Below are 12,253 nucleotides of genomic sequence, written 5' to 3' on the forward strand. Positions count from 1 at the left end.
CATTTAACGGGTGAAATTCTATTGGGTAAAATAGTGGTCTTGATGCTTGCAGGTGCGACAGCATAAAGTCACATAATTTTCGGCATCATAATCCACGCTAAGTTCATTGGAACCACAATACATACAGCGTTTTTGTGAATAGAAACTTAATCGGGGTTCAATTTTTTTCCATAGGCGCCAAATCGGCTGGAAAAAAATAGCTTCATCATAGCCAAGAAAGCGGAACAACAGGATTTCACTCATCTTGCTAAATGGAATGTTGTGCGGACGAGGCAGGGTGGAGGTTTCCCATTTTTCCGTCACTGAACGTTCACGGTATTGCTGTAAGGTTTTCTTTAACAAGTTGGTATTGATAAAGTTTTCATTGCGTGGCTGGAGTGCTTTCTGCTGATGCAAATATTCCAGCGCAGTTTGCACCAGATAATAGATTTGCCCCACCGCCAATGAATCCATCAGGCGATAGCAAAAAGTTTGAAAACTGTTGTTTCCCGCAATTTGAATGCCCCAAGTGCGGCAATAAAACTGGGCAAACTGAATAATTTCCTGATAGAGAACCAGATAAAGTACATTTTTTACTTCATCTGCATTTTTAAAGGGCACACCCATGGTTAAATTTTCATAAAACCAGTTACGAAGTTGCTGGGTAATGCTAAACAGACTCGGTTCAGAATAACCGTCTAAACGCACATTGACATAGTAATGATGTGCCTCAACGGCAAAATCTTTAGCAATCAGGATTTGTTCTTTAACCAGTTGCTTAACTAGATAATTTTGGAATAAATAGTTCGGGGTAATTGAATGGTATTTAATACTTTCCCAATCAATATATTCATGATGCGTGGTATGTTCCTGAACCTGATTATCCAGAATACTCAGTAAAAATAATTTATTCAGAAAGCTGATCTGATCCAGTCGATATTCGACATTATCTTTATTTTTCGATTTGATTTTGCGTTGCTCTTGAAGACGCGTTTCGGTGAGCATTTTTTTTCGATTGACTAGACATTTTTCACAATGACAGTTGGTGCGCCCATCTTGAAAGACACGATGTTGGCAGTGACTACATTCATGAAAATTAAGTGCTTGATCGTACTGTTCTGCTTCAATCCAGAACATGGATGCCTGACACAAAGGGCATGATGTACTTTCATCTAACTGTTTTTGCAGAATCTGAAGGAGCATGGAAAGAATCAATCACAAGTCTGGTTAATCATTCAAACGATTATACACATCTCTTTTATTGTAACGTGATTGAATAGCGCTGAATGAACAATAAATGCAAGCAGGAAAATATAAGCGAACTTTGCTCTAAAAAATAGCCTAAGTATTTATTATCCATTTATGTGGAGATGGAAAGGTAAATCCACCATCTCCACAAAAGAAAGGACTATCAGGGGCATTTAAATTCTTTAAATTAATACGAAGCAGGGCAAGGTAATGACTCATCCTCCTCGCCTAATTGCTTTGCATTGATTAAAGCCTGAACCTTTTTAGATGGAATTTTTTTGCTGCCTAATGAATCGTAATTATTCAAAATTGCGCAAATATCGGGCGATTGCATTGGAATACCTTCACAGCTCATAAACATGGCAATCACTTTATGATCGATTCCGGCAGCGTCGAGAGTTTGCATAGTCTTGATATTTTCCACACGGACAATATGGTCTTTTAAATACATGGGACACCTCTTCTAATTTTGATCTGATTTTATAGTGCGCTTTACACAAATATATACAAGCAAGAAACGTGCTCAAAATGTATTCATCTTGAAAATATCTGTCACTTTGAGTTATGCCAGTTTATAAGCCAGCTAATTCTTGCTCAAATAATATAAAGAGATATCAAAAGACACTTATTTTCTATTTACATTACTGAAAGGTATTGGCGTTATGGCGCATGATTTTTAACTGCACGTATGATAAGTAAGCAACTAAAATATTAATTGTACTGATGTTCGGACAACGAATTGAAAATTGTGAGCAATGTGCCCATATATAACTCAAATCAATCGCACAGACAGATTGTGAAAGTTGTCGTATGATCGAAGCACTCACAAAAAACAAAGTCTTGGCTTAAGAACTACAGGATTAGGACATTATATGAATATCGCGGCAAACCCAGTGGTTGAAGCAGACCAAACTGTTTATTTGAAAGACTACGAAAAACCCTCTTTTTTGGTTGATTCAATCAACTTGGATATTCAAGTTCATACAGATCGTACTGATGTAAACGCAACATTGGTGATGAAGCGCCAGACATCAGGCGATTTGGTACTGCTTGGTCGTGACCTGGAATTAAAATCAATTACTTTAAACGGTAAGCAACTCACCGAAGCAGACTACACACTGGATGCTGAACAACTGGTGATTGCCAATGCACCAAATGAAGTCATTCTTGAGACTGCAGTGGTGATTCATCCTGAAAGTAATACCCAGCTTGAAGGCTTATATCAGGCGGGTAGCGATTTATTTGTCACTCAAAATGAACCTGAGGGTTTCCGCAAAATCACTTTTTATCCAGACCGCCCGGATGTTCTTTCTGTCTTTACCACGCGTGTGGAAGCAGACAAAAAATTTCCGGTACTGTTAGCCAATGGTAACCTGATGGAAGCGGGTGAAGCTGGCGAAGGTCGTCACTATACGATCTGGCAAGATCCAACCAAGAAACCAAGCTATTTATTTGCCTGCGTGATTGGTGATTTGGCGGTTCTGAAAGATTCCTATGTGACTTCTGAAGGCCGCAATGTTTCTTTAGAAATTTATGCAGTCGAAAAAGATATTCCAAAATGTCACATTGCCATGGAAGCGCTGAAACATTCTATGCAATGGGATGAAGAACATTATGGTCGTCCGTATGATCTGGACAATTATATGATTGTGGCAACAAGTGCATTCAATATGGGTGCAATGGAAAATAAAGGTCTGAATATCTTTAATACGTCATGTGTGTTGGCAGATGAAGAATTCACCACTGATGCTGCAATTATGCGTGTACAGTCGGTGATTGCGCATGAATACTTTCATAACTGGACCGGTAACCGGATTACTTGCCGTGACTGGTTCCAGCTCTGCTTAAAAGAAGGTTTGACCGTATTCCGTGATCAGTCTTTCTCGGAAGATTTACAGTCGGCTGCGGTACAACGTATTGATGATGTTGCGGTACTCAAAGCGCATCAGTTCCCTGAAGATTCAGGTCCGCTTTCACATCCACCACGTCCAGATCACTTTGTCGAAATTAATAACTTCTATACAGCGACTGTGTACGAAAAAGGTGCGGAAATTAACCGCATGATGTCCACTTTACTCGGCAAGGAAAAATTCCGCCAAGGGACTGATGAATACTTCCGCCGTCATGATGGCCAAGCGGTAACGGTTGAAGATTGGGTTTCTGCATTGACAGCAGGTTCTGGTGTCGATTTATCGGCATTCCTGATCTGGTATAACCAGCCGGGTACACCAAAACTGGAAGCCAAAGGCGAGTACGATGCTGCAACTCAAATCTACCGTTTAAGCTTTAAACAATCGTTAAAAGATCACCATAAATATCCAAACCTAAAAGCTGTTCCAATTCCTGTGGCTTTGGCACTGTTCAATGCAGAAACAGGTGAGCAATATACTTTGCAATCTGAAGCACTATTTGAAAATGGTGTGAAAGATGGCGTGTATCTGTTTGATACAGATACGGCAAGCATTGAATTTACCGGCGTAACGGCAAAACCGGTGGTGTCATTACTGCGTAATTTCTCTGCACCAGTCAATCTTGAATTCAACTATTCCGATGAAGAACTGGCTTTCTTGATGCAATATGAAACCAATGGTTTCAACCAGTGGCAAGCCACTCAAACCTTGCTGGAACGTATTTTATTAAATGGCCATGATGCTGATATTTATATTCAAGCCATGAAAAATACTTTGCCAGAAGTCATTGAAAAAGATCCACTCTTGGCTTCACGTTTGTTTGATGTGCCGACAGAAGGCTATTTGGGTAGCCGTATTGATACAGATTATCAGCCTGCCAAAATCCAGGAACAGCGTAATGCCTTGCTAGATACCCTGGCACGTGAATTTGGCTCATTCTGTAAAGAGACCTATCTGGAATTAGATCCAGATATGCAAAGTGAATTTTCTCAAGCGATGGGTGTTCGTGCACTCAGAAACATCATGCTCAGCATGATCGCACGCCAAGGTGATGTATCTGCCTTTGATTTGGCTTATGAGCAGTATCATACCGGTAACATGTCTGAACGTTTGGGTGCGCTCAAAGTTCTGGTCTGGAATGATGCACCACAAGCCCAAGAAGTTTTGGCAGACTTCTATAGCCGCTTTGAAGATGAAGCCTTGTCTTTAGATCAATGGTTTATGGTTCAAGCAGCACATCCAAAAGCCAATGCAGAAACCATCAAATATTTAACCTCTCATCCTGATTATGATTTGGGTAATCCTAACCGTATTCGTTCGGTGAGTGGTGGTTTAAATGCCAATCCGGTCAATACCTGGAGTTTTGGTGTTCAGCACTATATCGATCTGGCTAAATATCTGGATGAGAAAAACCCGATTGTGGGTTCACGCTTACTGCAAGTACTTTCGCGCTGGTACACTTTGGCAGAGCCACAACGTACAGAAGTAAAAACTGCACTTGAGGCTTTAAAACCACAAGTGAAATCTAAAAATGTGGTCGAAACTTTAAACAGTATGTTGAACGTCTAACTCAGACAGACTGAATAAGCCGCAAAAGCCTTTTTCTGCTAAAGCCAGGAAAAGGCTTTTTTATATTTCAATCATTTTACTGATTATAAATTATGCTTATGTTTGGTTGAACTCCACTTCATTCTGCCATGTTAAGACTTAATTCCTATGAATTAATCGCTTTAAAAATGTCGAATTAATCACATTTTAGGGGTAATATAGGCATATAAAAGCTCATCTTAGGATGAGCTTTTGTTATTTAACAGACTGTGATTGAATTAGCCTGTGATTTTACTAAGTAGACTGGAGATTGGTTTTGTTAGTTAAAATTGAAGATGGTTTTTACCTAAATACTCAGCATATTATTGCAATTCGGGTTTCGAAAAATGCCACTGATGGTAATTTTGTTGTGGCGATTGAATATACGCCCAATAATATTCAATCCATGGGAAGCTATGAGAAAGTTTTTAACAGCAAACTTGAAGCGGAAATTTTCCTGCAAACCTTACATCAGCATATTTCTAAAGTATAAACAGGTGTTCAGGCCAAGATAAAATGTTCAGCCAGGATGGTTTTGGCTTCGCAGGGCTAAGAGATATTTTTCGTGCCTCGGATCAAGTGCGTGATTGGCATGATGAACAGATGGCCGATATCTGTATATAAAAAAAGTCCCTGTACTACAGGGACTTTTTTTTGCTTAGACTTTCATAATCAATACGGGAATTGGAGACTGGGTCAAGACTTCTTGTGCCACACTGCCTAACATCAATTTTTTAAATCCGGTACGACCATGAGAGCCCATAATAATTAAATCGGCGCCCACTTCATCAGCTATTTGCATAATACCTTCAGCAGGTGATACACCGCGAACAATTTTGGTGTCTACGGCAATTCCATCGCGAATGAAAGATTGTTTGATTTCCGCCAAGCGCAACTGCGCATTTTTTTCAGCTTCAATAAAATAATCGGTAATTGCAGGTGCGACCTTATAAAAATCTACACCGACAAAGGGATCAACAGCAATTACACTGGTAATGGTGACTTGGCAATTTAAAGGTTTGGCCAAGGCTAATGCTTGTTCAACAGCTGCATAAGAAATAGGGGATTCATCTACTGGAACCAAAATATGTTTATAAGACATGAAATTTCCTTATGAATATTGCTGAATGGATAAGAGTTATGATGATTTATAGCCAGTTATGATGACCATCTGGTGAAACGCCGGAATCGATAAAATGAGCCTTGCATTGATTGAAAGGCTCATTTTTTGAAATACTTATTCTTTTACCACTAAAACAGGAAGCTTGGTGCCTTTTAAAACATCCTGAGCAAAGCTGCCCAGTAAGAATTTTTGAAAACCTTTACGCCCATGGGAACCCATCACAATCAGGTCGGTTTTCAATTTTTCCGCAGTTTCAATAATACCTTCTTCGGAGATATTGCCTTTAATGATTTGAGGCGTTGCAATGATCCCATTCTCGGCAGCAATCGTTTTGGCTTTTTCTAATGCCTTTTCGGCATTGGCATAAGCCTCAACAAAATATTCTTTCATGATTGGAGATGGGTAATAGAAATCTGCTTCAGAAAATGGGTCTTCAGTGACCAGGCTGATCAATGTTAATTGGCTAGAAAATGCCTTAGCAATTTGAGCTGCATTTTTAACTGCAGAGAAAGAAATTTCTGAGCCGTCAACTGGGACTAGAATATTTTGATAAGACATAAGAATGATTCCTTAGCGTTTATTATGTAGCTATTGTTTATACATAGCACATTGTGTTGAATTGATCAATTTAGTCTGTGGAAATTGTTTTAAAATTCATTAAATTATATACAAATCATAAATATAAGTGTATTTAATTTTGCATTGAAAAATCGAGTGTAAAACTCAATATTCGAGCTAGTATTTCTAAATGTTTAAACCGCGATTAAAATGCGTAAAATATGATTATTCCTCTCAAAATTGTGGAGAGTAAGTTAATAGGTCAAATGTGTATTCAAAATCTTTTAGTCTAAGCTTATGTTTAATTGCCGCACTGTCTGGTAGTGGTTGCCAGAATGTGCAAAGTAGCAGCAGGGCCATTGCTGGCGTATTTAATGCCTCGACTAATATTCAAAAAAAGTTTATAGATCGGCATGCTCCAGAAGTGTTAGTTCAAACCAACATTGCCTATTTTCAAAATCCGGCGCTGCATCTGGATATTTACCAACCTTCTGATATTGTAGCATTGGGAATGCGGCCGACTGTGGTGTGGATTCATGGTGGTGGCTGGATTTCAGGCTCTAAAGAGCACGCTCGTGGCTACTTTAAACGTTTGGCTGATCAAGGCTATAACGTGGTTTCAGTCGAATACCAATTTGCTCCGCAAACGATTTATCCTGAGCAGCTGCTGCAAATTAATCAGGCGCTCAAATTCATTAGCGATCATGCTGATGCTTATCATATTAATCCCCAGCACATGTATCTGGCGGGCGACTCTGCAGGGGCCAATCTAGTTAGTCATTATGCCGCTTTACTCAGTAATCCTGATTTTGCCCAGCGGTCTGCTTTTACGCCATTAATCCAACGTGAACAGATTAAAGGTTTGATCCTACACTGTGGTATTTATGACCTGAATGCCTTTATTCATACTGCTCCGGATGAAATGAAACTCATTGAATGGGGCGTATTTAATCTGGTTCAGGCTTATACCGGAAATAAAAAAGATGATCCTGAGTTTTTAAAAATTATTTCTCCCATTCAATATTTAACTGCGAATTATCCGCCTGTATTTATTAGTGGAGGCAATAAAGACTTTTTAACCAAAACCCAGTCCATACCGTTTGTTGATGCGCTGATGCGTGAAAAAATAGCGGTGACCAGTGCATTTTATCCAGAGAGCAAAGAGTTTTTGGTACATGAATATCAATTTATGATGAGTAAAAAAGCCAGCCAGCAAACATTTAGGCAAACCATTCAGTTTATACAAAAATATAGTGATTCAAATTTGTAGTTTAATTTTAGATCGGTGAATATCTCAAAGATGGAGCGGCGCTTAATCTATGTGAGATAGCATTAAAGGTAGGAATCCTATTGTGTTGGCTTATACCTTATTGGGTTTGGCCATTATTTCAGAAGTGATAGGTTCAACTTTTCTGGTCAAGTCAGAAGGTTTTAGCAAATTAGCGTCGAGTCTGCTGGTATTTGTATTTTATGTGATTTCATTTTTTTATTATCGCAAGTGCTTAAGACCATTCCATTGGGCATCGCCTATGCGATCTGGAGTGGTGTAGGTATTATATTAACGGCTTTGATTGGTTTTTTCCTGTTCCGTCAAAGTCTAGATTTTCCGGCTATCTTGGGAGTTGCCATGATCATTGGGGGAGTGATTATTATGAATGTCTTTTCTAAATCCATCGGACATTAATAAAATCGATAGATTTAAAAAATCATAATCATGCTGCATATAAAGAACATAGCATAAGCCTGAGTATTCATATTTTCAGGCTGGATACCAATAACAGGGAGGGCTTATTTACTGGATTGCGCTGTTTTAAATTTCAGTATGCTGGATACGGCAAAACCAAAGACTAAGCCCCAGAAGGCTGAACCAATGCCGAAAAACTGTACCCCTGAAGCACTGAATAAAAAGGTCAATAATGCTGCTTCACGTTCAGCCGGCTGATGAAAAGCAAGCGCAATGTTGTGTCCAATGGTACCTAACAAGGCAATGCCTGCGAGTGCGGTAATAAACACGCTAGGGAATGACATCAAAAGGCTGGTCAGCGTTGCCGCAAACAAACCCATCAGGATATAAAAAAATCCACAGCTCATTCCGGCAATATAACGCTTTTTACTGTCAGGATGTGCCTGATCATCCAGGCTGATTGCAGCACTGATGGCGGCAATATTTACGCTAAAACATCCAAATGGTGCCAAAATACTTTGCGCCGTACCTGTCCAGCCAATCAGCTGGTTGATATTCGGCTCATAGCCATAGCTCTTGATCATGGCAAGACCGGGTAAATATTGCGATGCCATATTAATGACAAATAAAGGCAGGGCTAAGCCGAGAAAAGCTGACCAGCTAAATTCAGGGGTCACCCATAGCGGTTGGGCTAAACTAAGTTGAATATTTGCTGGATGGAACTGCATAAACATGGGGCACAGCAGCAGTCCGGCAATCACCGTAATCACGATGCTATAACGCGGCGACAGGCGTTTCGATAGAATGTAGACGCTTAATAATGAAAGGATGAATCCCCAATCATTTTGCATGCTGGCAAAAAGCGCGATACCAAATTTAAGCAGTACACCTGCCAGCATGGCACTGGTTAAGCTTTGGGGAATATAGGATAACACTCTCTGAAAAATACCCGAAAAACCTAAGATAGCGCTGAGTAAACCGCAAACCAGAAATGCACCGATGGCTTCATGCAAACTATAACCGCTGCCGGTAGCTAAAATAAGCGCCAGTCCAGCAGTAGACCATGAGGTGGCAACCGGATATTTAAATTTCCAGGATAAAATTAAACCTGACAGCCCAATCCCTAAGCCTAATGCCCAAAACCAGGACGTGATTTGAGCTGTAGATGCACCCAGTAATTGAGCCGATTGAATCACCAATATCGATGAAACACTGATTCCAACTAGAAAAGTAATAAATCCGGCAAAAACAGCAGGGACAGAAAAGTCATGGAGAAATTTTTGCATACATCCTTTGCAATGTGCATCTTATAATGATTGAAAAGCGTAGCAATGATACGCCTTTAATTTTTAAGCGGAAAGACAGTATAGTTATAATTTATAGGGTATTTACAGGTTTAGCTTGCTTCACTCAGCCTAAAAGCTACAAGGTGGAAGTCGCAAGTTTAATTCCAAAACCACAAAATAACAGTCCTACAGTTGCTACACATGCAGCCGTCACTTTATAACGGGCAGTAAAATAAGACGCGAGTTTTGCCCCAGAAAAAATCAGAATGGTTAAATAACTCATGCTAATGATCTGTAACACCACTGCAAGTGCAGTAAAGGTAATCGCCGGATAGGGATAGGTCGGATCGACAAACTGCACAAAAAAGGACAAATAAAACAAAATGGCTTTGGGGTTTAAAATACTGATGGTTAATGCAGTTTTAAACGGATGCAACTGTTCAATATTTTTTTCTATTGTGGTTATTTGAGCACTTGAAGGCAGGGCATTCCAGCTGTGATAGGCTGCTATCAGTAATTTTATACCTAAATAACTTAAGTAAATTGCACCAATAATTTTCAGTAAGGTAAACAACCAGGGAAAAGCATGTAGTAATGAGGCTGCACCCAATGCCGTCAGTAGAATTAAAATCAGGTCGCCGGTATAGACACCGAAAGCACTTTTATAACCGGCTTTTATCCCGAAGCGCGAAGCGATGGACATCACATAGAGCGAATTTGGACCGGGTAATAATACGATTAAGGTGGTACCAATAATATAGGTGCTGAGATCGGTTATGCCGAACAAAATATACTCTCAAATCATAAAAAAGCCGATCTGTTCACTATAACAAAATCGGCTTTTTTTATGGGGGAGATTTGAGTCAATTAAGCTTTAATTTCAGCATCTAAGCCAAAAGACTGGCGCAATAAAGTACTTAACTGGTCACGTGCTTTAATAAATCCGTCAATTCCGCTTTGTAAAAGCTGCGAAGCCATTAAGTCGTGTTCAATCTGAGCTTTAAAGGCTTCTTTAGTTAAAGGCTCGACCTGATGCTGATAATGTGCTTGAGCATGGTTGTTTGAAAGCTGAGCGACCACTTCACGCTGATCCTGTTCCAGTTCTGCCAAAAGGTTTGGAGAAACAGTGAGCAGGTCACAACCAGCCAGTCCAAGGACCTGATCGATACTGCGGAAACTTGCGCCCATTATTTCTGTTTTGATGCAGTTCTGTTTGTAGAAATGATAAATCTGTTTGACCGAAAGTACCCCCGGATCTTTTTCAACTGGATAATGGTCGACATTTTCTGCTTTTTTGAACCAGTCCAGAATACGGCCGACAAATGGTGAAATGAGGGTGACGTTGGCATCAGCACAGGCCTGAGCCTGATGCAAACCGAAGAGCAGGGTCAGGTTACAATGAATACCTTCCGCTTCTAATACTTTAGCTGCCTGAATGCCTTCCCAGGTAGAAGCAATTTTAATCAGGATACGGTTTTGATCAATACCATAAGTCTTATATAAATCCAGCAGTTCTTTGGCTTTGGCAATAGTGGCTTCAGTATCATAAGAAAGCGCTGCATCCACTTCGGTAGAAACTCGTCCTTGAATCAGTTTTAAAATTTCCACACCAAACTTGACCGTGAGTATATCGATGGTACGCTCAATCAAAAGATCGCCGCTATATCCTTCTGATTTTGCCTGTTCAAAGGCAGCTTCAATCAGTTCCTTATTTTCGGCTTGATTGGCTGCGGCTGTAATCAGTGAAGGATTGGTTGTTGCATCAAGTGGGCGAAATTTTTCGATCGCGGAAAGATCACTACTGTCGGCAACAATGGTGGTTAAGTTTTTTAATTGATTTAAGGCTGATTGAGTCATTGTCGTCTAGTTCTTAAAGTTATTTCCCATATTTGTTATATCACAATCTGCTTTTATCCAAAGTAAAAAGCGCGTATAAGCCCTGTCTATTTTGTGTTTTTTCTCGAATTTCGGATGTGATTAATCAAAAAATGAGCAGCTGCCCCCAGTTGGCTTTCACGACTCCAGACCAGATCGACAAAATATTCAAATTTAGGACTGAAATCCAGAAAGTTAAGTATTTTAAGTTGTTGTTGAATATGAGGATTCTGATTCAACATTTCTAAAGGTAAAACACCCCATCCCAGGCCTTGCTGAATCATGGTACAGGCCGATAGATGGTTATCTGTGCGCCAGTAGGTTTTTGAAAACAGCAATTCCGGTTTAATGCTGCGGTCACGACTTGCCACCACAATTTGCCGGCTTTGCAGAATTTGCTCATAGCTCACCTGCTCAAATGTGGCTAATGGGGAGTTGATCGCTGCGACAGGCACCAAGGCCTCACATTTAAGTTCAACAAACTGTTCGCGCGCTTCCAGCTGTTCACGTTCAAACATCAATGCCAATTGCGCCGTCTGATTGAGCAGCATTTTTAAAGCATCTTCTTGCGGTGCTGAAAAAATATTGATTTGCAGTTCAGGAAACTGTTTTTCCAGCAATGAAATATAGTCAATCCATTTTGTGTGCAACAGTTCAGAGACCACCACAATATTTAAAGCAGATTCCAGACCTTGACTCAGGGCAAAAGCCTGCTGTTTCCACTGGTTAATTTCAATTAAGAGCTGTTCGGTTTTTTCATACAAGGTCAGTGCTTGGGGTGTTGGAACAGGCTCACGGCCAATACGGGTGAAGAGGGATAAATTGAGGTCAATTTCCAGATTGGCAATCGACATGCTGACTGCTGAAGGCACTTTACCCAGCTTTCTGGCTGCAGCAGAAAAAGAGCCGCTTTCAATCACGGTTTTAAAAATGATCAGTTGTTCTTGGTTAATATTCATCTATCAAAACTTTTGAAAGAATCTAATTCGATTAATCAATATTA

Annotated in this window: 11 protein-coding genes and 1 pseudogene; 4 read left to right on the forward strand and 8 right to left on the reverse strand. The window is 40.0% G+C overall.

The window, feature by feature from the left end; all coding sequences use genetic code 11:
* Positions 1-18: 18 nt before the first annotated feature.
* Together LZZ98_RS06935 and LZZ98_RS06940 are read right to left on the reverse strand one after the other, a co-directional pair.
* Positions 19-1,182 (reverse strand): hypothetical protein, encoded by a 1,164-nt coding sequence (locus tag LZZ98_RS06935; RefSeq protein ID WP_237787209.1) that lies wholly within the window; start codon positions 1,180-1,182, stop codon positions 19-21.
* Positions 1,183-1,414: 232 nt separating this feature from the next.
* Positions 1,415-1,678 (reverse strand): hypothetical protein, encoded by a 264-nt coding sequence (locus LZZ98_RS06940; protein ID WP_067726101.1) that lies wholly within the window; start codon positions 1,676-1,678, stop codon positions 1,415-1,417.
* Between the two features lie 421 nt (positions 1,679-2,099).
* On the opposite strand from LZZ98_RS06940, the gene pepN reads away from it, so the two are divergent.
* Positions 2,100-4,706: an aminopeptidase N gene (gene pepN / locus LZZ98_RS06945; protein WP_237787210.1), complete on the forward strand. Its 2,607-nt coding sequence runs from the start codon at positions 2,100-2,102 to the stop codon at positions 4,704-4,706.
* A gap of 295 nt (positions 4,707-5,001) precedes the next feature.
* The gene (locus LZZ98_RS06950; RefSeq protein WP_237787211.1) at positions 5,002-5,217 is read left to right on the forward strand and encodes a hypothetical protein; all 216 of its coding nucleotides are present in this window, start codon (positions 5,002-5,004) and stop codon (positions 5,215-5,217) included.
* A 165-nt stretch (positions 5,218-5,382) separates the two neighbouring features.
* Here the strand turns inward: LZZ98_RS06950 and LZZ98_RS06955 are convergent, their stop codons facing one another.
* Positions 5,383-5,826 (reverse strand): universal stress protein, encoded by a 444-nt coding sequence (locus LZZ98_RS06955; protein ID WP_086175008.1) that lies wholly within the window; start codon positions 5,824-5,826, stop codon positions 5,383-5,385.
* Between the two features lie 135 nt (positions 5,827-5,961).
* Positions 5,962-6,405 (reverse strand): universal stress protein, encoded by a 444-nt coding sequence (locus tag LZZ98_RS06960; protein ID WP_237787212.1) that lies wholly within the window; start codon positions 6,403-6,405, stop codon positions 5,962-5,964.
* A 268-nt stretch (positions 6,406-6,673) separates the two neighbouring features.
* On the opposite strand from LZZ98_RS06960, the gene LZZ98_RS06965 reads away from it, so the two are divergent.
* On the forward strand, positions 6,674-7,675 hold the full coding sequence (locus LZZ98_RS06965; protein WP_237787213.1) for an alpha/beta hydrolase: 1,002 nt from the start codon (positions 6,674-6,676) through the stop codon (positions 7,673-7,675).
* Between the two features lie 124 nt (positions 7,676-7,799).
* A pseudogene (locus tag LZZ98_RS06970) lies at positions 7,800-8,089 on the forward strand (DMT family transporter).
* Positions 8,090-8,193: 104 nt separating this feature from the next.
* Here the strand turns inward: LZZ98_RS06970 and LZZ98_RS06975 are convergent.
* The 4 genes from LZZ98_RS06975 to LZZ98_RS06990 all read right to left on the reverse strand — a co-directional run bounded on the left by LZZ98_RS06975 (position 8,194) and on the right by LZZ98_RS06990 (position 12,209).
* Positions 8,194-9,375 carry a benzoate/H(+) symporter BenE family transporter gene (locus LZZ98_RS06975; protein ID WP_237787214.1) on the reverse strand — a complete coding sequence of 394 codons (1,182 nt, stop codon included), beginning with the start codon at positions 9,373-9,375 and terminating at the stop codon, positions 8,194-8,196.
* Between the two features lie 136 nt (positions 9,376-9,511).
* On the reverse strand, positions 9,512-10,162 hold the full coding sequence (gene leuE, locus LZZ98_RS06980) for a leucine efflux protein LeuE (protein WP_237787215.1): 651 nt from the start codon (positions 10,160-10,162) through the stop codon (positions 9,512-9,514).
* A gap of 80 nt (positions 10,163-10,242) precedes the next feature.
* Positions 10,243-11,232, reverse strand: coding sequence for a transaldolase (gene tal, locus LZZ98_RS06985; protein ID WP_237787216.1), 990 nt, complete (start codon positions 11,230-11,232; stop codon positions 10,243-10,245).
* An 86-nt stretch (positions 11,233-11,318) separates the two neighbouring features.
* Positions 11,319-12,209, reverse strand: coding sequence for a LysR family transcriptional regulator (locus LZZ98_RS06990; protein ID WP_237787217.1), 891 nt, complete (start codon positions 12,207-12,209; stop codon positions 11,319-11,321).
* Positions 12,210-12,253: the final 44 nt, after the last annotated feature.

The organism is Acinetobacter sp. SM34 (assembly GCF_022012365.1).
Lineage (GTDB): Bacteria > Pseudomonadota > Gammaproteobacteria > Pseudomonadales > Moraxellaceae > Acinetobacter.